Below are 24,594 nucleotides of genomic sequence, written 5' to 3'. Positions count from 1 at the left end.
CACGGCCGTCTTGGGGAGAAGCGCGTGCCGGCTTGGACCGGAGCGCAGATGCCTATCGTTCCGCGCCCTTCAGGAGGTCCGTCGGCGCGCAGTCGAACAGTTCCTTGAAGCTGCGGTTGAAATAGGAAATGTCGTTGAAGCCGGCGGAATAGGCGACCTCGGCGATGGTGCCGCCGGATTTCTGTTCCTTCAGCTGCTCGATCTTCTCCTTGGCGAGCCGCAGGCGCTTATCGCGGATGATGGTTGTGCAGGTGACGCCCATGCCCTGGAAATCCTGCTGCAGGGTGCGGATCGAGACGCCGAGCCGTGTTGCCAGCCAGCGGGCGGAGAGATCGTTTTCCGTCAGATGCCGGTCGATCAGCATATCGACCATCTGCAGGCGCTTGCTGGCGCTGTCATGCAGCGCATGCAGCGGCTCGGCCTCGCGGCTAGAATGGAAGGCCTGCCTTGTGGCGGTGAACATCAGCTGACGCAGATGCGGCGAGGCCGAATCCGATTCCGCCGTCGTCATGATTTTGGCGATCAGCGCATGCAGCATCTGCGCCATCGGATCATAGGCGAAGAGCTTGCGCGCCACGTCGAAATGGATGCGGCTGTCGGAATACATCATCTGGCGCGGCAGGTGCAGCGAGATGTGGTTGGAGAAATGCCCGCCGAAATGGAAGGTCGTCGGCCGGGTGGAATCGACGAGGATGCATTCGCCGACATCGAGCACATTCTGCCGGTCGCCATGCTCCAGCCCGCAGCTGCCCTCGATCTGCACGATCAGGAACAGGTGCTCCTTGGGGTCGCGGCGGATATCATCCCAGCCGCGGCGGACATATTCGAGATCGTTGGAGACATGGGCGAATTCCATGCCGCAGACATCGATGCGCCGGGCCGCGCCCAGCACGGCGTCGCCGCGCTCCATGGTCTTCGGATTGAAATTGCCGCAGATCGAGCGCAGATCGTCGGCCCATTGATCGTAGGATACCGGCGCCCAGGCCTCCGGGACGAGGGTCTTGTGCTGAACGAGATCCAACTTTGCCTCCCAACAAGGTCGGTCGCGCCGCACGGGTCGTGCGACGGACGGCAAGGATGCGCCGACCTTGCCGCCGAGTCAATATTGTTCACCTGTTAAGCAAATCAGGCCGCGGCATCGCCGAGATATAGCCGGTGCAGATGCGCCGGATCCCCCGCCAGCGCCGCGCAGTCTCCGTCATAGACGATCTGGCCGCGGCGCAGCACATAGGCTCGGTTGCCGATCGCAAGCGCAAGCGCCGCGAACTGCTCCACCAGCACCACCGCCATGCCGTCGTCCGCGAGTTGGCGGACCGCCCGCATCAGGCGGCTGACGATGACCGGAGCAAGGCCGGAAGACATCTCGTCGATGAGGATGACGCGCGGCCGGTTGACGATGGAGCGGGCGATGACGACCATCTGCTGCTCACCGCCCGACAGCATGCCGGCCTCGACATTCCGGCGCTGCAAGAGCTCCGGAAAGAGATCATAGGCCTCCTTGAGGTCCGCATCGGGATGCAGCGCCACCTTGAGGTTTTCTTCCGTCGTCATGGCCGGAAAGACGGTGCGGCCCTGCTCGACATGGCTCAGCCCCGCCTTGGCGCGGGCGCCGGGGCGCAGCTTGGCGAGTTCGACACCGTCGAGATTGATGAAGCCCGAACGGACCGGGATGATGCCGGAGAGGCTTTCGAGAAAGGTCGTCTTGCCGGCGCCGTTGGAGCCGAGCAGCACGCTGATCTCGCCGCCTCTGGCCTCCAGGTCCACACCGCGGATGACGGGAATGCCGGACCGATCGACCTGCAACGCACCGATGGAAAACGTGGTCACTCTGCGGCCTCCTCGAATTCGACACCCATATAGGCCTTCTGCACCACGGGCATGTCCAACACCGCTGCCGGGGCACCCGCGGCGATCACGCGTCCGAAATCGAACACGGTGATCGCCGAGCAGGCCCGCCGCACGAGATCCATGTCGTGCTCGATGAGGAGCACCGCGCTGCCAAAGGTCTCGGGGATGGCGGCGATGCGCTCTCCCAGTTTCAATGCCTCGTCATAAGAGACGCCGGCGGCCGGTTCGTCGAGCAGGATGACAGGCGCGCGGGACGCGACGGCGCCGGCAACGTCCAGCAGACGGCGCGTGCCGACATCGACGGTCGAGATCAGCGTTTCCGGGCCGGGGCAGCCGAACCAGGCGAGCAGGCTTTCCAACTCGCTTTCGCTGATCGGGCCGGCGGCAAGGCGGATATACTCGCCGACGCGCAGTTCCGGTGCGATCCGCGTCGTCTGCCAGGTGCGGCGGATGCCGAGCTTGGACCGCGACGTCGCGGAAATGGCTTCGAGCGGGCTGCCATTGAGCAGGATCGAGCCGTCGTAACGATAGAGGAAGCCGGCGATGGCATCGACCAGCGTCGACTTGCCCGCGCCGTTCGGGCCAACGAGGCCGACGACGGTGCCGGCGGGCACCTTGAGGTTGACCTTGTCGAGCGCCGTGACCGTGCCGTAGCGCACAGTGAGATCACGCACTTCCAGCGCGATCCCAGCGGGATGGCTGGTCTTGTCCGGCAGACTGCCGGCGGCGGTCGCCGCTTCCACCGCGCGCGTCGGGCGTAGCTTGCGGGCCAACCGCATCCACGTCTCGGCGATCGTCTCGCCGGTCGAGAGCGCCTGCACGGCACCGAGCGCGAAGAAGACGTTGCCGACATCCTGCGGCAGGTTGAGCCGGCGCAGCAGTTCCGGGAACAGCACGATCATCATGCCGCCCGCAATGGCGCCGAGCGCGAAATGCGCGCCGGCCATGGTGGCGACGGCAAACAGCGCAAGCGACTGCATCATCGAGAAGTTTTCCGACACCAGCGTGCCGAGATAACCGGCTAGCAGGCCGCCGGAAATGCCGGATATGAAGGCGCTGATGGCGAAGGCGCTGAGCTTTGCGCGCGGGATACTGATCCCGTTGGCGGCGGCGGCACGCTCGGAATGGCGCACGGCAAGCCAGGCGGCACCGAGCCGCGAGCGGCTGACGAATTCCAGCACAACGGCGATGACGCCATAGGTCAGCAGCACGAAGAGGAAATAGCCCTTGTCGCTGTCGAAGGCCTCCGGGCGGACGACCTGGGTGAAGGTCGTCTGGCCGGGGAAGGTGATTGTGGCAAGCACCGTATCGAAAGCTGCCGCAAAGCCGAGCGTGACGATGGCGAGGTTGATGCCGCGCAGGCGTAGTGCCGGAAGGCCGATGGCGATGCCGACCGGCACGGCGGCAAGCCCGCCGATCAGCATCCAGACGGCGAGCCCACCCGGTGCGCCGATGAGGTTCAGATAACCCGTCACCCAGGCGCCAACGCCGGCAAAGGACATCTGGCAGAGCGAGATCATGCCGGTGCGGCCGGTGACGAGACCGAGGCTTTGCAGCGCAATGCCGACGATGAAGACGGCGGTGACGAGGAACACCCAGTATTTCGGCAGCAGGAAGAAAATGAGAGCACCGAGAACGGCGAGCAACAGGGCCGTGGTGGCGGCGGCGCGGAAACTAGCGTGCTTCATCCCAGCGGGCTCCTCTTTGCGACCAGAGCAGGACGGCAAGAATGACAAGGAACGGCACGGCGCCGCGATACTGGCTGACCGGCCCGATGGCGCTGACGCCGCCTTCAATGAGGCCGATCATCACGCCGCCGATCAGGGCGGCGCGGAAACTCGAGAAGGCACCGATCAGCGCGGCGGCGAGCGCCGGCACGACGAGCAGGCTGAGCGAGGCGAAATCCGGCGAGCGCAGCGGCGCGATGATCATCAGCGCAAAGGCCGTGACACCGCCGGTAACGGCCCAGACGCCGAGCGCCAGCAGCCGCACGCGAATGCCGATCAGCTCCGCCGCCATCGGGCGCTGCGAGAGCGCGCGCAATTGCAGCCCGGTGCGGGTGCGGGCGAGGAACTGCTCGGTCAACAGGGTGAAGGCAACTGAGAGCACGAGCGTCGTGACGGCGGCCCAGGTCACTTCGACGCCGGCAAGCCGGAAGGCGGAGCCGGGAATGATCTCGGGGAAATAATGCGGATGCTGGCCGCCGGTGAGACGCAGGCCGACCGCGATGATGCCGACGAGCAGGGCCGCCGTCACCGCTGCCTTGGTCGAGGCATTGCTGCCGGTAAACCAAGTGGTCATGACGAGCCCAATCGCAAGGCCGGCAAGCGCGCCGGCGGCAACACCGAAAAGCACAGCCGGCAGCAAGGGCATGCCCAGCTCGAACAGCGCGACCATCGCGAAAGTGCCCGCAGCGCCGATGGCGGCACCGGTGAAATTTACCACGGCGACGAGCCGGTAGGTAAAGATGGCGCAAACGCCGAGGATGGCGTAGGCCCCGCCCGCCGATAATCCGGCAACGGCGGCAGTGAACAGTGAATCCATTCCGGCACTCCGGGTCGATGCGCGCGGCGCACCGCGTCAGTCATTCATGATCTCCGGTCCCACACCTGGGATCCGTCCGTTCCAAACGAGGCCGCTCTACCATCTGCACGATTGAGAGACCGCCATTCGCTCCTTCTCCCCGTCGGGGGAGAAGGAAATTGCAATCGAGCACGCCAAATGCTGGCGGCGTCACCTCATTCCGCCGCAGGCAGAACGAACCAGTCCTTGGTCTTCACCGACCACTTGCCGTCGACCAGCTGCATGATCTTGGTGGCCTGCATCGGCGAATGGGCTTTCGCATCGCCGAAGGAATAGGCGTTGCCGGCGAGCGGATAGGTCAGTTCCTTGCCTTCCTTCAGCGCTGCCGTCACCGTTTCGCGGGTGACTTCGCCTTCGATACCGGAGATCGTGTCGATCAGGACCTTCGCCGCCATGTAGCCGCCCTGCGAGAAGGCGGTCTTGGCGAGGCCTGCCGTTTCCATGGTCTTGGCCCAGTCGGCATTGGCCTCGGTCGCTTCTGTATAGGGCTCCCATTCGGTGCCGACATAGATCGGCTGCTTGCTGTCGGCGAGCGCCTTGGAGACGCCTTCCGTGTAGCCGGGGGCAAGGAACAGCCAGTTGATGCCGGTGATCTTCTGGGCATCGGCCGTCTTGATCCACTGCACGACGCCCGGCTCGACTTGGTTGGTCAGCACCGCATCACAGCCGGCATCGCGCGCCTTGACGAGATAGGGCGTCAGATCCCCCTGCAACGGCAGCGTCATATCGCTGAGCGTGATCGTGTTGCCGCTGATCTTTTCCCAGCGCGCGACGGCCGCGGCATAGGCTTCCTGCGTGCCGCCGATGATCGAGAAGAAGGTGCAGAGCTTCTTGGCACCGAGATCCTTCGTGGCATAGTCGAGCACGGCGGTGGTCAGCGTATAGGGACCGACATTGACCGGCGCGACGCTCGGCGCGTTGAAGCACAGCGGATCGACGCCGACGCCCTGCACGGCGAGCACGTCGTTGCGGTCATAGGTCGCTGCGTTGACGGCGCAGTCGAGCAGGCTCGCGCCGCCGGCCAGCGCCACGACGCCCTTGTTGTCGATGAGGTCGCGGGCAGCCTGCGCGGCGACCTGCGGGTCGCCCTTGTCGTCGGCGATGGTGAACTCGACCTTGCAGCCGTTGATGCCGCCGGCATCGTTGAGCTGCTGGAAGACGGCCTGGGTGGCACGCGGCGCGTCGGAGAAGTCGACGACGCCGGTCACAGTGGAGACGGCGCCGATCTGGATCGGGCCGTTTTCGCAGGTTGGTGCTGCCTGTGCCGACACGGTGGCGGCAAGGAGGATCGCCGCGGAGGCGAGAAGAAGATTGCGGGTCTTGATCATGCTGTTCCCTTTCTTGTTGTTTCCTGAAGACGCCTAGCGCTGATAGACGGCGCGGCCTTCGAAATAGGTGGTGAGGACCTTGGTGGTAGCGATGCGCTTCGCCTCGATATCGAAGAGGTTCTGGTCGAGCACGATGATGTCAGCCGATTTGCCGGGCTCGATGGATCCGGTCTCCTCGCCAAGGCCCATGGCGATGGCGGAGTTCAGCGTGTAGATGCGGATGGCCGTGGCGAGGTCAATCGCCTGCTCCGGCCAGAGCGACACGCCCGGGAAGGCGCCGGACGGGTTCTGGCGCGTCACCATGCCCTCGATGCCGTTCAGCGGGTCGGGGATCGGGATGACAGGCCAGTCGGAACCGCCGGCCAGCAGCGCGCCGGTCTTCGAGAGATCGGCGATCGGCCAGAAGCGGGTGGCGCGCTCTTCGCCCATCGCTTCCTTGTGGCCTTCGAGGAAGGTCGTCGGATACCAGATCATCGGGCAGAGATCGGCCACGACATTCAGCGAGGCGAAACGCGCAATATCTGTGGGCAGGACATAGCTGGCATGGGCGATGTGGTGCAGCACCTTGGTCGGGCCGTTGAAGTGGCGCACGGCTTCGACGGCATCGAGCATTTCGGTGACGGCATAGTCGCCAGCGCAATGGATTTTCAGACCCATGCCGAGCTTTTCCGACTTGTCGACATATTTGACGAGCTCGGGATAGCTGACCAGAACCTCGCCGCGATAGCCGTGCGGATGCGCGGCGTCGTCGACATAGGCCTCGTGGAAGGCGCCGGTGCGCGCGCCCGGCACGCCGTCGAGGAATATCTTCGTATAGTTGGGATGGACATGCCGCGAGCGATAGTCGTCGCGCAGCGCCAGCAGATCGTCGCCGGAAAGCCCGAACATGAAGGACGGCTCGATCAGCGGCAGGGAGGTCACGGCCCAGGCCGTCAGGTCGCCCTTGTCATCGAGGCCCTTCAGCGCCTTGAGGATCGAGAGAACCGACGCGGCATCCTGGAAGGCGGTGACCCCGTAGGAATTGACGATCTTGACGGCGCGGGCAACGGCAGCCTCGCCCATTTCCTGGGTGAAATGATCGGCGGCGACGCGCTCGACGATGCCGGCAGCGGATTCGATGAGGAGACCCGTCAGCCTGCCGGTCACCGGATCGCGGCCGAAGGCCCCGGCCGGCGGGTCGGGCTGGTTGTCGGAAATGCCGGAAAGGCGCATCGCCTCGCTGTTGACCCAGCGGTTGTGCATGGTCTCATCGCGCAGCAGCACGGGATGACCGTGGCTCGCGGCATCAAGCTTCGCAAGGGCTGCTTCCGAATTGAGCGCGCTGATCATGTCGGCGCCCCACTGGTTGGCGACGATCCATTGGCCGGGGGCGGCGGCCTCCGCCTGCGCCTTCACATGGGCGCAGATCGCCTCGATGGAGGCACCGGCGGGAAGCTGCGTCTCGAAGAGATCGGCCTGCCCGCCCATCATGATGTGGTTGTGAATATCCACGAAGCCCGGCATCGCCATGCGACCGGCAAGATCGACCACCTCGGTCGCTTCGCCGCGATAGGCGTCGATCTCGGCGGCACTGCCGACGGCAAGGATGCGCCCGCCGGCAATGGCGACGGCTTCCGCCCAGGAATTGGCGGCGTCGACCGTATAGATGCGGCCACGGGTCAGGATGAGGTCTGCGTGCGACGTCCCAGTCATGATAGCGATGTTCCCTTGTGGTTCATTATTCGAACCTACTATTCAGCATGAGAGTGCCGCAGTCGGAGGCGGCTGTCAATATAGTTCACACGTTAAATATATGAACCAAATGGACAAGGATTGCGGCAGCATGCCGCCGCGTTCCCGCAACAGAAAACCGCCGCAGATGCGTTCGGCATCGCGGCGGTCTTGAAGCATCGTCGGCAGGGTCGTTTTAGAGCTGTATCCACGCCGTTTTGAGGTCGAGATATTTTTCCAGCGCATGCAGCGACTTGTCGTGGCCGTTGCCGGACTGGCGCACGCCGCCGAGCGGTACCGTATTGTCCGCGCCGCCATAGGTGTTGACATGCACGACACCCGCGCGGATGCCGCGCACCATGCGATGCGCCCGCGAGAGGTTCGATGTCCAGACGGCGGAGGCGAGACCGTAATCGGTACCGTTGGCGATGGCGAGCGCCTCCTCCTCGGTGTCGAAGGGGATGATCGACAGGATCGGGCCGAACACCTCCTCGCGGGCAAGCGTCATGCCCGGCGTCACGTCGAAAACCGTCGGCTCCATGTAGAAACCGCCCGTATCCGTAAGGACACGCTTACCACCGGTGCGCAGTTTTGCACCCTCGACCAGCGCCTGCTCGGCAAAACCGAGATCCTTGCGCAGCTGCATCTCGCTGGAGATCGCACCGGCCTCGGTGGACAGCAGCAGGGGATCGCCGACCTTCATGGCGGCGGCAATCCCCGCCACCTTGGCGGAAAAGTCCTCGACGATCGAGCGCTCGACCAGCAGGCGAGAACCGGCGACACAGACCTGGCCGGAATTGCGGAAGATGCCGTAAGCCGAGGTCTTCGCCGCCTTGTCGAGATCCGGCGCGTCGGCAAAGACGACATTCGGCGATTTGCCGCCGAGTTCGAGATAGACGCGCTTCAGGTTGGAGCGCGCGGAATATTCCAGGAGACGCCGCCCGACCGGGCCGGAGCCGGTGAAGACCAGCACGTCGATCTCAGGATGCAGGCCCATCGCCTCGCCGGTAACGGCGCCGCGTCCGGTGACGACGTTGAGCACGCCCTCGGGAAGGCCGGCCTCGGCGCAGAGTTCGGCAAGGCGCAGCAGCGACAGCGATGCCACCTCCGCCGGCTTCAGAACCACGGAATTGCCGGCGGCAAGCGCCGGTGCAATTTTCCAGGCACCGATCATCAGCGGGAAATTCCACGGCACGATGGCGCCGACGACGCCGACCGGCTCGCGATGCACGAGGCCGAGAATATCGCCGGCCGTGGGCGCGATCTCGCCATAGACCTTGTCGATCGCCTCGGCATAATAGCGGAAGCTGCCGGCCGCGCTGCCGGGCTCGGCCTTCAGCGCCATGGCGATTTCCGTGCCATTGTCGCGCACACCGAGCACGGCAAGCTCCAGGGCGTGTTTTTCGATCAGCTCGGCGATCTTGAAGAGCACCCGCTTGCGCTCGGCCGGCGCGGCCTTGGACCAGCGGCCCTTTTCGAAGGCGGCACGTGCGGCCTTCACCGCCCGGTCGACATCGACGGTACCTGCATCGGCAATGCTCGTCAGCCGCTGGCCGTTAATCGGCGAGATGACATCCAGCGCCGCGCCTTCGGCCGGTTCGCGCCAGTTGCCGTCGATGAACAACGCCTGCGGGGCAATGGTCAGGTTGCGGAGCGCCTCGATCTTTTCCTGCATGTTCTTCCCTCGGAAGGTCGGGTGGGCGGCGCCGAAGCACCGCCCCATTTTTCAGGCTTCGCGGCCGACGCCAAGCCGGGCGAAGGCAGCCGCGTCACCGGACTTCAGACGCAGCGCGCACAACACGCCGATAACCGCCGCGATCAACACGAGACCCGGCAGGAACACGGCGAGCGGCCCTTCCGCACCGGCGAGTGCGCCGAAATTGGTGGCAATATAGAACACCAGCGCCGCGAGTATCAGCCCCGTCAGCACGGGCAGCACGACCGTCACCAGCTTGTTGCCTTCGAGGTCGGGATTGCGGCCGAAGAAGGCGACGATGGAGAAGGCGGTGAGCGCCATCAGGAGAATGATCGCCAGCGTGCCGACATTCGTCAGCCACGAGAACAGCGCCAGCACCGGATCCTGCCCCGTGAAGGCGAAGAGCGCGACGACGACGACGGCGATGACCGTCTGCACGACCGAGCCGGCATGCGGGCTCTGGAACACCGGATGGGTGACGCCGAGCGCCTTGGGCAGCAGGCCCTCGCGACCGGCGACATACATGTAGCGGGCAACGCCGTTGTGGAAGGCGACGACGCCGGCAAACAGGCTGGTGATGAAGAGCAGGCCCATGACGGTGGTGATGCCATTGCCGACATAACGGTCCGCCAGACCGAAGAGGAAGGTCGTCGGATCGGCAAGACCCTGAATTTCCGGCACGAGCTTGTCGACGCCGGCACCGTTGACCATCAGCCAGGAGGTCAGCATGTAGAACAGGCCGATGATCAGCACCGAGATATAGGTGGCGCGCGGCACGGTCTTTTCCGGCTCGCGGGCTTCTTCGGAATAGATGGTCGTGGCTTCGAAGCCGATGAAGGCGGCAAAGCAGAACAGGATACCAATGGCCGGCGTGCCGCTCATGAAGGCAGACGGTGTGAAGGGCGCGGCGGAGAGGCCGCTGTCACCACCCTTGACGAGGATGGCCGCATCGATGATCAGCACGACGAGATATTCGAGAATAACCAGCACCGCGAGCACGCGCGCGGAGAAATCGACCCGGCGATAGCCGAAGACCGCGACGAGCGCGATGCCGATATAGGTCCAGACCCACCAGGGCAGGTCGATGCCGTAACCGGCGAAGAAGCCGGCCGTCGCGGCGCCGAACAGGCCGAAGACGCCGATCTGCATGGCATTGTAGGCAAGGATTGCGATAAGCGCGGCCGCACCGCCGGCAAGCCCGCCGAGGCCCTGCGCGGTATAGGCATAGAAGGCGCCGGCATTGCTGATATGGCGGGCCATCGCGACATAGCCGACGGCAAACAGCAACAGCACGGCCGTGACGAAGGCGAAGGTCAGCGGAATACCCGGCCCGTTGCCGAGCATCATCGACAGCGGCACCCCACCGGCGACCGCCGTCAAGGGCGCTGCGGCCGAAACGACGAGAAAGGTGATTGCCCCGACACCGAGGCTGTTCTTGCGCAACTGGTTCGCGCCGCCAGACGGCACGGTTTCAATGGTCATGATCTTGCTCCCTCCTGACGGCCCGTCCCATACGGCTGCCGCCTTCGATGCCGCGCGCGAGGCGCCCGACAGTTCCCATTCTGAAAAGTATCTTGCGGTTCATTATTTGAACCTGTATTTTAATTATAGACTTGCAAAAGCCTGCCCCGGCGTCAAGTTATTTCTCATGTTAAGTATCTCGGCAGAAACGAGTTGCGCAGGAAAGGGTGGACGTAATGAAAAGACCGCGCAGAAATCCTGTACGGCATCGCCAACGGGAAAGGTCCGGAAGAGACACATGAGCACCATCGGCAAGGCCCTCTCGCTCCTCGACGCGATTTCCCAACTCGACAAGGACATCGGACTGACCGACGTCGCCCGGCTGGCGACGCTCGACAAGGCGACGGCACGACGCTTTCTCGTGGAACTCGAGAAACACGGTTTCGTGGAACAGGACGAGGAGACGCGGAAATACCGCCTGGGTGCGGCACCGGTGCGGCTCGCGCGCATCCGACAGGCGCGCTTCCCCTTCGTTTCCGTCGCCGCTCCCTTCGTGAAGGCGCTGGCGGAGGAGGTGGGCGAGACAGTGCATCTCTCGGAATTCAGCGGCGGCCGGCTTTCCACCATCCATGTCGAGGATTCCTCGCAGGCGCACCGCGTGATCGTCGACCTCGGCACTCCGCTGCCCTTCCACGCCACGGCCTCAGGCCTCGCCTATCTTGCCTTCTTGCCGTCCGATGAGATCGAGCGCGCGCTGAAACAGCCTATGGAGCGGTTTTCCGACGAGACGGTTACGGAGCCGGAAGCGGTTCGCCTTCTGGTGAAGGAGACCGCCCGGCGCGGTTTCTCGATCAACCAGCAGGGGTTCGAAATGGGCGTGATCAGTGCTGCGGCCCCGGTGCTCGCACCCAGCGGAAAACCAATCGGTTCGCTTGCCGTCGCTGCTCCGACGGCGCGCACGACCAGAGCCCGCATGCTGGATATCGGCCATAAGACCATGACTGCCGCCGCCGGCATCGCGCAGAAATATTATGGGGCGAAACCCTGACCGGCCGGCGCGCCCAGGCCGTTCGAAGGATTTTTCCTCTGGCAGGCACATTATAATACATAATATCTATCGATTTTATTTTTTGCTGCGAAACTCTCCTCAAACCAACCGGAGAGCCGCCATGGGGATTATCGAAAAACAGCCGATCGACTACACGCAGCATCCGCGCGTGAATTCCGATGACCCGGTGCCGCCGCGCCCGCGTCCGCAGAGCCCTGCCCACATCATCCAGAGCGATGAGGAGGCGATTGCGGTCGCCAAGCGCCTCGCCGCCGATTTCGCGCAGGGCGCAGCACTGCGCGACCGCGAAGGCCTATTGCCGCTGAAGGAAATCGACGCCTATTCGCAGAGCGGCCTCTGGGGCATCAACGTGCCAAAGGCCTATGGCGGTGCGGGCGTTTCCTACAAGACGCTGGCCCGCGTCATCGCCATCCTCGCTGCGGCCGATTCCTCGATCGCCCAGATCACCCAGAACCATCTCGCCATCAACGGCCATATCGACCTCGACGGCACGGAAGAGCAGAAAAAGGAATTCTTCGGCTGGGTCCTGTCCGGCCTACGCTTCGGCAATGCCTTTTCCGAACTCAACAGCAAGACCGTCGGCGCCTTCGAGACGCGCGTCTCCCATGAGGGGGACGAGGCGGTTGTGAACGGCGAGAAGTTCTACACGACAGGTGCGCTCCTCTCGCACATCATCCCCATCGTCGCCGTCGATGCCGAGGAGAAGGGCTATCTCGTCTTCACCGATCGCGATGCACCCGGCATCACCGTCACCAACAACTGGTCGAGCTTTGGCCAGCGCACCACCGCCTCCGGCGCGGTGAAGATCGAGAATGTCCGCGTGCCAAAGAGCCGGCTGCTGCCGGTGGCCGCCTTCGACCGTCCGACCATTGCCGGCCCCGTCTCGCAGATCATCCAGGCCGCCATCGATGCCGGCATCGCGCGCGGCGCCATCGACGATGCCATCGCCTTCATCAAGACGCAGAGCCGCCCGTGGATCGACAGCGGCAAGGAGACGGCGGGCGAAGACCCCTTCACCATCGCCGCCATCGGCGACCTGAAGATCCGGCTGCATGCGGCCGAAGCCCTGCTCGACATTGCCGGCGAGGCAATCGACGCCGGCCTGAAGAGCGCGACGGAAGAGACGATCAACGACGCGACCATCAAGACCGCCGAAGCCAAGGTGCTGACGACGGAGATCGCGATCCTTGCCACCAACAAGCTGTTCGAGCTGGCCGGCACGCGCTCCACGCTCGCCAAGCACAATCTCGACCGCCACTGGCGCAATGCGCGCGCCCATACGCTGCACGATCCCGTGCGCTGGAAATTCTTCCACGTCGGCAATTTCTATCTCAACGGCATCAAAGCCCCGCGCCACGCCTGGAGCTGAGCCGTCCATCCGGGTGCCGGCCGGTCCGGCACCCCTTTCCTACCGGATATTCGATCTTGTCACTGCGCCGCCACATCGTTGCCAACGCCGCACCGCCACCGAAAACTGCGCGCTATGCGCATGCGGTGGAAGCGGGCGGGCTTCTCCATGTCACCGGCCAGCTGCCAATCGACCCCGATCAACCCGACGCGCCGCTGCCGGCATCGATCGAGGCCCAGACCGAACTCGTCTTCCGCAACCTGCTCCGCATTCTCGACGCCACGGGATATCAGCTGCAAGACACCGTCTTCGCCCGAATCTATCTCACGCATTTCGCCCGCGATTATGCGGGCCTCAACGCGATCTATCACCGGCATTTCAGGGAAGACGCGCATCTGCCGGCCCGCACCACGGTCGGCGTTGCGGCACTCGGGCGCGATGCATTTGTGGAGATCGACCTCGTCGTGGCGAAGGCCGAGGCGTGACAGGGCGGAAAACTTCTTCCATAAGAACGGGATCCGAAGCATCCATTGCCGAAAGCCCCCGTGAGCCTCGAAGACGACACGCCCGCCGATGTGCCCACCCCGCGCATGTTCTCCTGGGCGCGCAATTCGACGATCTATCGCATCGAACGGCGCATGCACACGGAAAAGCAACTCTCCGACGCCATCAGCCGTAAGGCACGGGAGAAATTCGAGAATATCAGCGATGCGCAGGTCAAGGCGCTGGCCGATGCCGCGGTGAAATTCGCCTATGACAACAAGGCGCTCGACGATACGGCCTTTGCCGAGATGAGCAGCCGCTCAGGCATGCGCAGCGGCCGCTCGAAGCGCGCGGTCGTGCAGAAGCTTTCGCAAAAAGGCATCGCCAAGGAAACGGCCATCGCCGCAGTGGCCGATATGGACGACCTCTATGCCGCTGTCGTACTCGCCCGCAAGCGCGCTTTCGGCCCCTTTCGCAAGGTGGAGCTGGACGACAAGCGCAAGGCCAAGGAATTCTCGGCCTTTGCCCGCGGCGGCTTCAGTTTTGATATCGGCAAAACGATCTTCTCCATGACGCTCGAAGAGGCCGAAGAGGTGCTGGACGCCGGCCGCCACCTTGGATGACTGGCGGCGCGGCTCAAATCATCCGGTAGAAGATCACCTTTGCTAAGGTGTCCCCCGCCGATGATCAGGATGATTTCCGGCACACTGTAGCCCACGTCACCGACGACGAGCCCTGACGCGATCTCCGCCTCGACGCACATGACAAGCTCCAGCCCTGGTTGCTCCTCTCCGCCATGATTCCTGTTCTCAAAGCCCGAGCGCGATGCCGTCCTTGCGCGATTCGGACGCCCCGATCAGCGTGCCGTTTTCCCAATCGATGCGGATCGCCTGGGCGCCGCCGATCGGTCCTTCCGCCGGAACGAGCGAGAAGCCGCGTCGCTCAAGCTCGCTTGCCGTTGCGGCCGGCAGCGTGTGTTCGGCTTCAACGAGCGTGCCTTCGGGCTTCGGAATGAGACGCGGCAGGTCGATCGCCTCCTGCAGGTCCATGCCGTAGTCGAATACCTTGGAGATGAGATGGGCATGGCCCATCGCCTGGTAATAGCCGCCCATAACGCCGAAGGGCATTTCCACCCGGCCGCCACGCGTGACCATGCCCGGAATGATGGTGTGCAGTGGCCGCTTGCCCGGCGCCACGGCATTGGGATGGCCGGGCTTCAGCGAAAAACTCTGGCCGCGATTGTGCAGCACAACGCCGGAGCGAGGCGCGACGAGGCCCGTGCCGAAACTGTCGAAGACCGAATTGATGAAGCTGACAGCGTTGCGATCGCGGTCCACCACGGAAATATAGACCGTGTCGCGGTGCAGCGGCATGTCGAAGGCCGGCAGGTCGGTCAGCGCGCGATTGAAATCGATCATACCGGCAAGCCGGTCGGCAAGACTGTCCGACAGCAGCTCCTCGACGGGCACATGCGCCTTGTCCGGGTCGGCGATCCAGGCGTCGCGTGTGGCATAGGCAAGCCGCGTCGCCTCGATTTCCAGATGCAGTCTGTCAGGCGATTGCGGATCGCCCTTGGCCTCGAAGCGACCGAGAACATTGAGGATCAACAGCGCAATGATGCCCTGCCCGTTCGGCGGGCATTCGTGGATGGTGTGGCCGCGGAAATCCGTCGTGACGGGCGTGACGTAATCGCCCCGCGCCTCCGCGAAATCCTCCAGCGTGTGCAGGCCGCCGAGCGAACGCAGATAGGACACCATGTCCTCCGCGACCGCCCCGGTATAGAATCCGTCCCGCCCTTCCACCGCGATGCGCTTCAGCGTGGCCGCAAGCTCCGGCTGACGGTGCACTTCGCCGATTTTGGGCGCTCGTCCCTTGGGCAGGAAGATGCGCGCGGCGGTCGGCTCCGAGGCCAGCAGCTCCTCCTCGATCACCCAGTCGCGATGAACGCGCGGGCTGATCGCATAGCCTTCCTCGGCAAAGCGGATGGCCGGCGCCAGCACATCAGCGAAGGGCATGCGGCCATGGTCCGCATGCAGACGCGTCCAGGCGTCGATAGCGCCGGGAATGGTCACGGCGGAGGGAGATTGCCGCGGGACCTCGGCAAGGCCGCGCTCGGTGAACCAGTCGAGCGTCAGCGCCGCCGGCGTGCGACCGGAGCCGTTATAGGCGAGGACTTTGTCAGACCCGCCGGCGGCATACAGCACGAAGCAATCGCCGCCAATGCCCGTCGAACCCGGCTCGACGACGCATTGCATGGCGGAGGCCGCAATCGCCGCATCCATCGCGTTGCCTCCGTCCTCCAGGATTTGCAAGGCGGCGAGCGTCGCGGATGGATGCGACGTCGCCGCCATGGCATGGCGGGCGACGGCGACGGAGCGGGTCGGCCTTTCGAAATTGCGCATTCGGTTGTTCTCCTCGGGTGGTTTTTACGCCGCTGAAGCGGCTGGTTTTATGATAGGATGTCAGGGACCGGCGCTGACGGCAAAACCCTTGCCGAAGCGCTCACGCACCTTGCGGGAAAAGGCGGAGACGGTCGCATGGTCGGCCGAGCTTGCCGTAACCAGCACGAATTCGACATCCTCCAGCGCCGGCAACAACGGCGGCGCGATTTCGCGAAGGCCTGATGGCGCCAAGCTGCGCGGCTGCACCAGCACACCCATGCCCGCCCGCGCCGCCGCCGTCAGGCCGCTCAGGCTCTGGCAGGAGCAGACGATGCGCCACGGCGTGCCGGCATGCTCCAGCGCCTCCATCAGAAGCGTCCGCGTCAGGCTCGGCGGCGGGAAGACGATGAGCGGCAGCACGGGCTTGGCAAGAATCGCCTCGGGATCGCTCGCCAGCCACACCAGCGGCTCACGCAGGATGGCATCGCCGCGCTGCTCGCCGATCCGGCGTTTGGCCATGACCAGATCCAGTTCGCCGCGATCCTGCATGTCTGCCAGCGTCTTGGAGAGCGCGACCGAAAGCTGGAGATCGACGGAGGGATGATCGGCGATGAAGTCCTCCAGCAATCCCGGCAGCTGCCCGCTCACCAGATCCTCGGAAATGCCGAGCCGGAAGGGCCCGCGCGGCGCATCGGCATCGAAACGCGCTACGGTCTGGCGCTCCAGCGCCAGAAGCTGGCGGGCGTTCGGCAGCAGCGCCTCGCCGTCGCTCGTCAGGCGCACCGCATGGGTATCACGGTCGATCAGTCGCCGGCCGAGGCTACGCTCAAGGCGCTGGAGATGCTGGCTGACGGTGGACTGGCCGAGATTCAACCGCTCCGCTGAAAGTGTGAAGCTTTTGGTCTGGGCTACCATGACGAAGCTGCGTAGCTGGGCGAGATCGAGCATATCACGTTTCTCGATAAGCATTATCGATTGCATCGTAAAACAGGATAGCGCATTTTAAAGGCCTGTCGAGACCTCCCCGGACCGTGACCGATGAAACGCCTCCTGCCCGATACATTCACTTTGCTGCTGGTCGGCGCCGTGCTGCTCGCCTCGCTGCTGCCGATTTCCGGCGAGCCGGCGCAATGGTTCGGCATCGCCACCAATATCGCGATCGCGCTTCTGTTCTTCCTGCATGGTGCGCGCCTGTCGACGGACACCGTCGTCGCGGGCTTCCTGCACTGGCGCCTGCAGCTTTTCATCCTGGTGACGACCTTCGCGATCTTCCCGCTGCTCGGCCTTGGGCTTGGCCTGTTCTCGCCCTGGCTGATCGACCAGCCGATCTATCTCGGCCTGCTCTTCCTCTGCGTGCTGCCCTCCACAGTGCAGTCGTCGATCGCCTTCACCTCGATTGCCGGCGGCAATGTGCCGGCCGCGATCTGCGCGGCATCGACATCGAACATTCTCGGGATCTTCCTGACGCCGGCGCTGGTAGCGCTGCTCTTTTCGACCAGCGGCAATGCCGGGATTTCCTTCGACATGATCTGGAAGATCATGCTGCAACTCTTCCTGCCCTTCGTCGCCGGCCAGATACTGCAGCCTTTCATCGGCAACTGGATCCGCTCGAAGAAGACGCTGCTCAACCCCTTCGACCGTGGCTCGATCCTGATGGTCGTCTATCTCGCCTTCTCAGAAGCCGTGACGGAAGGCATCTGGCGCCGGCTGGCCATCGGGGATCTAGCAATCCTCATCATGGTCGACGGCCTGCTGCTCGCCGCCGTCCTCGTCATCACCAGCATTGGCGGCAAGCTTCTGGGCTTCAATCGGGAAGACCGCATCACCGCCGTCTTCTGCGGCTCGAAGAAGAGCCTTGCCAGCGGCGTGCCCATGGCGAGCGTCATTTTCGCCGGCCAGTCGATCGGCGCCATCGTTCTGCCGCTGATGCTCTTCCACCAGATCCAATTGATGGTCTGCGCATGGCTGGCGCGCGTCTATGCCGATCACCAGAAGACGCTCGACACGGAGCCGGCAAGGGCTGGCTGAGCCAAACCCGGCAGCGTCTTAGAACAAGGCGTCGTCGAAGAGATCGTCGTCGCTCATTGCCACGGGCTGAGCGGGGGCCGCATCGACGAGGCCGCCGAAATAGCGGGCGTGAATTTCCCGTTCCGAGACCATGGTATAGACGCGGGCGATACGGCCGCCGAGATCGGCCATCGCCTCTTCAAGGCCCGCAGTGTCGGGCATCGCATCATCGACCAAATCGCCGGCACTCGCCGCGCAGTCGGCGAGCACATCGCCAAGCTCGGCGTTGAAATCGAGGCCCGCAGTGGTCCGGCCCGCCTTGGCGGAAATGTCAGCGCCACACTCGCGCAGGGCTGCCATATCCCCTTCCATCCGGTCGCCGGCGCGACGGATATGATCAAGCACCTCTTCGAGATGGGCGTCGAGGGAGCCGCCCGCCGCAGCGCCGGCCTCGCCAAGCTTGCCGGCATCGCCCTCCAGCGATTGCAGCGCGGTCAGGATGCGCTCGGCCGTCTCGTCGAGCTGGGCGGAGAAGGTGCGCAGCTCCGCCGTCACCACGTTGATCGCCCGCCCCTCTTCGCCGAGCTTGCTGCAGCGCAGATTGGTGTTGAGCGCCATGTAGTGGATATCGGTGCGGACGAGCTGGATCGTCTTCACGCCCTTCAGCAGCTCCTGTACGGTCTCCACCGTGCTCAAGCCCAGGGCATTGGCCTTGCCGGCCGCCTGTTCGATCTCGCGCACAACGGCGCGGGCAGCATCGATATCGGCTTCCAGCGTGCGCATGGCACGGTCGGCGGACTGGCCGTCGGTGGCCGCCATATCACCGTAAAGCGCCATCAGACCATCGATGTCGACACCGAAGCTGCGGATCGTACCGACGACGGTCCTGCACTCGCGCCCGAAGTCATTGGTGATCTCGACAAGCTGATCGCGCACGAGATGGCGCACAAGCGCCGTCAAGCGCCGGGCCGCGTCGCCGTCGAGCGTACCGGCCGCCAGGTGCTCGTCCAGAAAGGCGAAGGCGGACTGGCAATGTTCGATGCGCTGGCGCGTGATATCGCCGATCTGCATGGCCGAAAGGGTCGTCGCCACCTTCGTCTGCACGAGACGGGCGGAGCTGCCGACCTTACCGGCGAGTTGCGAAAGGTGCTTGCGCTGCGCCGTGAGGTCGGCCGCATTGCGCGAGAGATTGCTGGCGATATCGGGCACGCTTCGGCGGAAGCGCTCCAGCGCCTCCCCTCCGCCTGAGGATGCCGCATCGATCACGCCGCCAAGCGTACCGATCTTCAGACCGAGCGCGTCGACTTCCTTCCTGCCGAACTGGATGCGCTCGAGAATTTCCTCGGCAAAGCCCGAAAAGTCCGGAATGGCTGCTCCGGTGATCTTGGCGGTCGTCGCAAAGGTGCGCAGATAACGCAGCGTCTCTTGCATGTCCGCGATATATGTACCGAGCGACTTTTCGGTCACCGCCACACTTGCAAGGCGCTGCTGTCGGGTCTCCTCGATCGCCGGAAGGGCGGTCAGTTGGTCGACCGTCGCGATTAGCCGGCCGATTGTCGCCTGCGCGGTCTCGTCGTCGAGAGAACCAGACAGGTTTTCGAGTGATGCAACCAGGCGGTTGAGCACGTCAAGCACGGCCAGCAGAACCACGCCACCGTCGAGAAAGCGTTGCTCGATGCGGGAACGGGCCCCTTCGAGACGGGAAACGAGATCCGTCTCGGTCGTCTGCCGCTCCACGCGGACTGCGCTCGCTGTTCCTGACACGCCATACCCCACTTTCAAGAAACCTTGGCCAGACCCTAGGGCGAACATTGTAACGTGCAGTAAATTCGCGTCTTCTCATGGAAGAAAAACGGAGGGTTCGATGCCGTTTTGCACACCAGCGCCCGAAGATGCGGTCATCCCTAGAATTAGGGATTCAGAAATAATATGCCTAATATCTTATTTTAAGATAAAAATATATAAATCAATTATTTAAGCAAGAAAAATCACGTAAGGTGAGTTAGTGTATACGCACTGCAATAACCACCAATGGATGAATTTAGCAACCGCGCTTTACGCTTTGTTAAGCGTATCGAGGAATTCTGGCGCGGGGAATACTTCCTAGTAAAACGTTTATCGGGGCCAGCATGACCTCCACCTTGCCTGGTGACGCGCCATTAACCTTACCAAATACGCTCACTATCAAGAATATATTAGCAGTACGAGAGATTATCTTGGAGCATCTGACCAGTCATTCGGCAACGATACTTGATGTCGATGGAGAGGCGCAGGTCGACCTGAGCTTCGTCCAGCTGGTGACCGCGGCGCGAAAGCACGCAGAGATGCGCGCGGGCAAGGTTGTACTTGCACGGCCGGCGACAGGAGACCTTTACGACGTGCTGAAGCGTGGCGGATTTCTCGACGAGATGACGCCGGACGCCGCTCATTTCTGGTTGCATCAGGAGAAGAATTGATGACCGCAAAGATCTTGACCGTGGACGATTCCGCCAGCATCCGGCTGACGACACGCGTCACCCTGAGCAATGCCGGCTACATCGTGACCGAGGCGGTCGACGGGCTGGACGGACTGAGCAAGCTTCAGGCGGGTGAATACGACCTCGTGATCACCGACCTCAACATGCCCAACATGGACGGCCTGACCATGATCCGCGAGTTGCGCAAGCTGCCCGCGCACACGGGTGTGCCGGTCATCTTCCTCACCACCGAATCCGACGGCGAGATCAAGGCGCAAGCCAAAGCCGCCGGCGCCACCGGCTGGCTGACCAAGCCGTTCGACCCGGAAAGCCTCGTCAAGATCGCCAGAAAGGTTCTCGGCAAATGAGCAATCCGGACCCGATCTCAGTTTTCCGGACGGAAGCGGCCGAACTGCTGGAACAGATCGAGTCCGGCCTTCTCGACCTGACCCGCAGTCTCGACGACCGCGACCAGATCGACGCCGTGTTCCGCGGCCTACACACGCTGAAGGGCTCCGGCGCGATGTTCGGCTTCGAGGCGCTGGCCGCCTTCACGCACCATTGCGAAACCGCCTTCGACCGTGTGCGCAAGGGCGACGTTCCGGCAACGCATGAACTGGTCTCGGCGGTCTTGTCCGCGCAGGACCATATGCGCGCCCTGCTTGAAACACCGAACGGCGACCATGACGCGATGAGCGCCGGCCTGCTCGACAACCTGCACCGCGCTGTCAATGGAGCGGGCTCACCCGCCGCGGCAACGAGCGCTGCCTCGACAATCGCGCCTGCCATCGAAACGGCCGGCGGCCTGCGCGAATGGCGCATCCGCTTCAGCCTGCCGGCCAATGCCATGGCGAACGGCACCAATCCGCTCGGCCTGCTCGACGAGATGCGCGATCTCGGCGAGTGCAAGATCGTTGCCGACACCACTGATGTCCCCGATCTAGCAACGCTCGAGCCGCGCGACATCCACCTCGCCTGGAACGTGACCCTCAAGACGGAAAAGCCGCGCAGCGACATTGAGGACGTCTTCATCTTCGTCATGGACGAGATGGAACTCGAGATCACGGAGATCGCCGCCGAACGCCCCGCCGCCCTTCCCATTGCCACAGCCCCGGCAACCTCGATGCCGAAGGCCGTGGTGGTTTTGGAACGCGAAGCCCCTGCCGTTCAGGCGGCCAACGATTCCAAACAGGCGAAATCCGCCGAAAACGTCCGCGTGCCCGCCGAGCGTCTCGACGAGATGATGGACCGCGTCGGCGAACTGGTCATCGCCCAGTCACGCCTCACCCAGCTTGCGGGCGCCGCAGCCGATCTCGGCCTGCGCTCCGTCTCGGAGGAAATCGAACGCCTGTCCGGCGAGCTGCGCGACACGATGATGGTGCTGCGCATGATGCCGGTCGCGAGCCTGTTCAGCCGTTTCCGCCGCCTCGTGCACGACCTGTCGCGCGAGACCGGCAAAGAAATCGAACTCGTCACCGAGGGCGAAAGCACCGAGGTCGACAAGACGGTCATCGACCGGCTTGCCGATCCGCTCGTCCATCTCGTGCGCAACTCCATCGACCACGGCCTGGAAAAGCCCGACGAGCGCATCGCCGCCGGCAAAGATCCGAAGGGCAAGGTCATCCTCTCGGCGCACCAGACGGGCGGCGAGGTCATCATCACCATCAAGGACGACGGCCGTGGCATCAACCGTGACCGGGTGCGTGCCAAGGCCGAATCCTCAGGCCTCATCCAGCCGGGCCAGACACTGTCCGATCCGGAACTGCTGCAACTCATCTTCCAGCCGGGTTTCTCGACCGCCCAGGCCGTCACTAATCTCTCCGGCCGCGGCGTCGGCATGGATGTGGTGAAAAAGACCGTCGAAGCGCTGCGCGGCGCCATCGACATTGTCAGCAAACCCGGCGACGGCTCGGAAGTGTCGCTCCGCATTCCGCTGACGCTCGCCATCATCGACGGCCTGCTCGTGCGTGTCGGCAGCGGCTGCTACGTCATACCGCTGTCCGCCGTCGAGGAATGCCTGGAACTGTCGCTTGAAGACGACCTGCGCTCGCGGGGGCGCTCGTTCATCTCGCTGCGCGACAGCCTCGTGCCGTTCCTGCGGCTGCGTGAGCTGTTCCGCACAGGCACCCAGCCGGATCAGCACCAGAAGGTCGTCGTCATCTCGACCGGCTCCGAGCGCGTCGGCCTCGTCGTCGACCAGATCATCGGCGACCACCAGACAGTCATCAAATCCATGTCCAAGTTGCACCATGACGTCGCGACCTTCTCGGGCGCGACCATTCTGGGAGACGGCAGCGTCGCGCTGATCCTCGACGTCACCCATCTCGTCGCGGCCGGACAGCACCAGGAGGCGCAGATGCGGGCGGCAGGATGAGCGAAGCGGCACGGAAACTCGACTACGGCACGATCTGGGGCGAGGAGGAGGACCTGTCCGTCCTTACCTTCAACCTCAATGGCGAGACCTTCGCCATCGAGGCGATCGTCGTGCAGGAAATCCTCGATCTTCTGCCGGAAACCCATGTTCCCGGCAGCAAGCCCTTCGTTTCCAGCGTCATCAATTTCCGCGGCAAGGTGATCCCGCTTGCCGATATCCGTCTAGCCTTCGGCATGGACGCGACGGAAACCACCATCGACAGCCGCATCATCGTCATCGAACTCGATCTCGACGACGAGCCGACCCTGGTTGGCATCCGCACTGACAAAGTCAACGAAGTCACGACCCTTGCCAAGGTCGCCAGCGAGCCGCCGCCGAGCGTCGGCATGCGCTGGCGCGCCGACTACATCAACTGCCTCGTCAAGCGGGGCGGCGAATTCATCATCGTCCCGAACCTGCACGCGATCTTTTCCTCCCGAAAGGAACGCCCCGGCAACACGTCAGCGCCGAACTAGGCCCTCAGGAGAGACCCATGCGCTTCACCATCAAACTCAAGCTGTTCCTGACCTTCGGCTTCATGATCGCCGTGCTTCTCGGAACCGCGGGCTATGGCATCATGAGCCTTGGCGGTCTCAACACGACGCTCGGCGATGTGCTGAACGGCCCGGCGGAACGCCTGAAACTCGCCCAGACGCTGAACACCTTGCAACTCCAACAGATCCGCCAGCAGAAGAACATGCTTCTGTCGGCCAATGCCACGGAGACCAACCGCTACATCGGCCTTAGCGACGAAGCCCGCAAGGAGTTCGATGCGACGTTCGAACAGGTCCTTGCCAAGGCGACCGAGCAGGGCAAGGTGATGTGGAGCAAGCTCTCCGCCTTCACTACCGATTTCCGCCGCGATGACGACCGCATCCGCACCCTGGCGCTGGCCGGCGACATGGCGGGCGCAACCCGCATCTCGACCACCGATGCCCGTGCCGTGACCAACGAGATCGACAACCTGCTCGGCGAAGTGGTCAAGCTCGAGGAAGGCCGCCTCGACGAAGCCGAGGTGAATGCCCAGGCGCAATATGAGAGCACGCGAACGCTGATGGTGACGGCCGCCATCATTGCCGTCCTGATCGCCGCCATGGCCGCCGTCTGGATCGTGCTGTCGATCAACCGCGGCCTCAGCCGCGCCGCGACCGCCGTGCAGAGCGTCGCGGATGGCGACCTGACCCGCTTTGCCGACATCACCACGAAGGACGAGATTGGCGATATGCTCGGTCACGTCAACACTATGATCGAGCGCCTGCGCGGCGTCGTCGCCGATGCGCTCTCTGCCTCCGACAACGTCTCCTCGGGCAGCCAGGAACTGTCGGCGAGCTCCGAGCAGCTCTCGCAGGGCGCTACCGAGCAGGCATCGTCCGCCGAAGAGGCCTCCGCCTCGATGGAAGAGATGGCCGCCAACATCAAGCAGAACGCCGACAACGCCGCCCAGACGGAAAAGATCGCCCGCCAGTCCGCCAAGGATGCCGAAGCTTCCGGCGAGGCCGTCGGTCGTGCCGTCGGCGCCATGCGTACCATTGCGGAGAAAATCTCCATCGTTCAGGAAATCGCCCGCCAGACCGATCTGCTCGCCCTGAATGCCGCCGTGGAAGCGGCCCGCGCCGGCGAACACGGCAAGGGCTTTGCCGTCGTCGCCTCGGAAGTGCGCAAGCTTGCTGAACGCAGCCAGGCGGCCGCTGCCGAAATCAGCGCGCTGTCAGGCCAGACGGTTTCCGTCGCCACCGAAGCCGGCGACATGCTGACCCGTCTGGTTCCCGACATCCGCAAGACCGCCGAACTGATCTCGGAAATCTCCGCCG

21 protein-coding genes are annotated in these 24,594 nt (G+C 63.8%); 10 read left to right on the top strand and 11 right to left on the bottom strand.

The features are described 5' to 3' along the window. Window positions 1-52 precede the first annotated feature (52 nt). The 8 genes from D0Y60_RS24115 to D0Y60_RS24080 form a co-directional block, all read right to left on the bottom strand. The gene (locus tag D0Y60_RS24115; RefSeq protein WP_117372521.1) at window positions 53-1,021 is read right to left on the bottom strand and encodes a helix-turn-helix domain-containing protein; all 969 of its coding nucleotides are present in this window, start codon (window positions 1,019-1,021) and stop codon (window positions 53-55) included. 104 nt (window positions 1,022-1,125) lie between these two features. After that, window positions 1,126-1,827, bottom strand: a complete 702-nt coding sequence (locus D0Y60_RS24110) for an ABC transporter ATP-binding protein (protein ID WP_117372520.1) — start codon at window positions 1,825-1,827, stop codon at window positions 1,126-1,128. Then, the gene (locus D0Y60_RS24105; protein WP_117372519.1) at window positions 1,824-3,536 is read right to left on the bottom strand and encodes an ATP-binding cassette domain-containing protein; all 1,713 of its coding nucleotides are present in this window, start codon (window positions 3,534-3,536) and stop codon (window positions 1,824-1,826) included. Before D0Y60_RS24105 ends, D0Y60_RS24110 begins: the two co-directional genes overlap by 4 nt. Next, the gene (locus tag D0Y60_RS24100) at window positions 3,523-4,392 is read right to left on the bottom strand and encodes a branched-chain amino acid ABC transporter permease (protein ID WP_117372518.1); all 870 of its coding nucleotides are present in this window, start codon (window positions 4,390-4,392) and stop codon (window positions 3,523-3,525) included. The genes D0Y60_RS24105 and D0Y60_RS24100 overlap by 14 nt, the downstream gene beginning before the upstream one ends. A gap of 194 nt (window positions 4,393-4,586) precedes the next feature. After that, window positions 4,587-5,759, bottom strand: a complete 1,173-nt coding sequence (locus D0Y60_RS24095) for an ABC transporter substrate-binding protein (RefSeq protein ID WP_117372517.1) — start codon at window positions 5,757-5,759, stop codon at window positions 4,587-4,589. Window positions 5,760-5,792: 33 nt separating this feature from the next. Beyond that, window positions 5,793-7,451 (bottom strand): amidohydrolase, encoded by a 1,659-nt coding sequence (locus D0Y60_RS24090; protein ID WP_117372516.1) that lies wholly within the window; start codon window positions 7,449-7,451, stop codon window positions 5,793-5,795. 214 nt (window positions 7,452-7,665) lie between these two features. After that, on the bottom strand, window positions 7,666-9,144 hold the full coding sequence (locus tag D0Y60_RS24085; protein ID WP_117372515.1) for an aldehyde dehydrogenase: 1,479 nt from the start codon (window positions 9,142-9,144) through the stop codon (window positions 7,666-7,668). Window positions 9,145-9,195: 51 nt separating this feature from the next. Then, complete coding sequence (locus tag D0Y60_RS24080; RefSeq protein ID WP_117372514.1) at window positions 9,196-10,647, bottom strand: APC family permease; 1,452 nt, start codon at window positions 10,645-10,647, stop codon at window positions 9,196-9,198. A gap of 277 nt (window positions 10,648-10,924) precedes the next feature. Here D0Y60_RS24080 and D0Y60_RS24075 point away from each other — a divergent pair, with 277 nt between their 5' ends. The 4 genes from D0Y60_RS24075 (at window position 10,925) to recX (ending at window position 14,149) form a co-directional block, all read left to right on the top strand. Next, complete coding sequence (locus D0Y60_RS24075; protein WP_117372513.1) at window positions 10,925-11,674, top strand: IclR family transcriptional regulator; 750 nt, start codon at window positions 10,925-10,927, stop codon at window positions 11,672-11,674. Window positions 11,675-11,795: 121 nt separating this feature from the next. Beyond that, entirely contained in the window at window positions 11,796-13,064 is a 1,269-nt protein-coding gene (locus tag D0Y60_RS24070; RefSeq protein ID WP_117372512.1) for an SfnB family sulfur acquisition oxidoreductase, read from the top strand. A gap of 56 nt (window positions 13,065-13,120) precedes the next feature. Then, window positions 13,121-13,528, top strand: a complete 408-nt coding sequence (locus D0Y60_RS24065) for a RidA family protein (protein WP_245409297.1) — start codon at window positions 13,121-13,123, stop codon at window positions 13,526-13,528. Between the two features lie 60 nt (window positions 13,529-13,588). Continuing rightward, the gene (recX, locus tag D0Y60_RS24060) at window positions 13,589-14,149 is read left to right on the top strand and encodes a recombination regulator RecX (protein ID WP_281048185.1); all 561 of its coding nucleotides are present in this window, start codon (window positions 13,589-13,591) and stop codon (window positions 14,147-14,149) included. A 186-nt stretch (window positions 14,150-14,335) separates the two neighbouring features. Here the strand turns inward: recX and ggt are convergent, their stop codons facing one another. After that, a complete protein-coding gene (gene ggt / locus D0Y60_RS24055) occupies window positions 14,336-15,928 on the bottom strand; it encodes a gamma-glutamyltransferase (protein ID WP_117372511.1) in 1,593 nt (530 codons plus the stop codon). A 60-nt stretch (window positions 15,929-15,988) separates the two neighbouring features. Next, window positions 15,989-16,855: a LysR family transcriptional regulator gene (locus D0Y60_RS24050; RefSeq protein WP_117372510.1), complete on the bottom strand. Its 867-nt coding sequence runs from the start codon at window positions 16,853-16,855 to the stop codon at window positions 15,989-15,991. Between the two features lie 90 nt (window positions 16,856-16,945). Here D0Y60_RS24050 and D0Y60_RS24045 point away from each other — a divergent pair, with 90 nt between their 5' ends. Then, window positions 16,946-17,935 carry a bile acid:sodium symporter family protein gene (locus D0Y60_RS24045; protein ID WP_117372509.1) on the top strand — a complete coding sequence of 330 codons (990 nt, stop codon included), beginning with the start codon at window positions 16,946-16,948 and terminating at the stop codon, window positions 17,933-17,935. Window positions 17,936-17,953: 18 nt separating this feature from the next. Here D0Y60_RS24045 and D0Y60_RS24040 read toward each other — a convergent pair whose 3' ends face one another. Then, window positions 17,954-19,678 (bottom strand): type VII secretion target, encoded by a 1,725-nt coding sequence (locus D0Y60_RS24040; protein WP_158565544.1) that lies wholly within the window; start codon window positions 19,676-19,678, stop codon window positions 17,954-17,956. A 365-nt stretch (window positions 19,679-20,043) separates the two neighbouring features. On the opposite strand from D0Y60_RS24040, the gene D0Y60_RS24035 reads away from it, so the two are divergent. The 5 genes from D0Y60_RS24035 to D0Y60_RS24015 form a co-directional block, all read left to right on the top strand. Next, window positions 20,044-20,370: an STAS domain-containing protein gene (locus D0Y60_RS24035; RefSeq protein ID WP_117372507.1), complete on the top strand. Its 327-nt coding sequence runs from the start codon at window positions 20,044-20,046 to the stop codon at window positions 20,368-20,370. Further along, window positions 20,370-20,738: a response regulator gene (locus D0Y60_RS24030; RefSeq protein ID WP_117372506.1), complete on the top strand. Its 369-nt coding sequence runs from the start codon at window positions 20,370-20,372 to the stop codon at window positions 20,736-20,738. Before D0Y60_RS24035 ends, D0Y60_RS24030 begins: the two co-directional genes overlap by 1 nt. Beyond that, window positions 20,735-22,744, top strand: coding sequence for a chemotaxis protein CheA (locus D0Y60_RS24025; RefSeq protein WP_117372505.1), 2,010 nt, complete (start codon window positions 20,735-20,737; stop codon window positions 22,742-22,744). Before D0Y60_RS24030 ends, D0Y60_RS24025 begins: the two co-directional genes overlap by 4 nt. Next, window positions 22,741-23,259 (top strand): chemotaxis protein CheW, encoded by a 519-nt coding sequence (locus tag D0Y60_RS24020; RefSeq protein ID WP_117372504.1) that lies wholly within the window; start codon window positions 22,741-22,743, stop codon window positions 23,257-23,259. The genes D0Y60_RS24025 and D0Y60_RS24020 overlap by 4 nt, the downstream gene beginning before the upstream one ends. Before the next feature lie 17 nt (window positions 23,260-23,276). After that, window positions 23,277-24,594: methyl-accepting chemotaxis protein (locus D0Y60_RS24015; protein ID WP_117372503.1), on the top strand; the 1,318-nt coding region annotated here is incomplete at its 3' end.

The organism is Shinella sp. WSJ-2 (assembly GCF_003432075.1).
Classification (GTDB): domain Bacteria; phylum Pseudomonadota; class Alphaproteobacteria; order Rhizobiales; family Rhizobiaceae; genus Shinella.
This window is presented reverse-complemented; position numbering and strand designations above follow the sequence as displayed.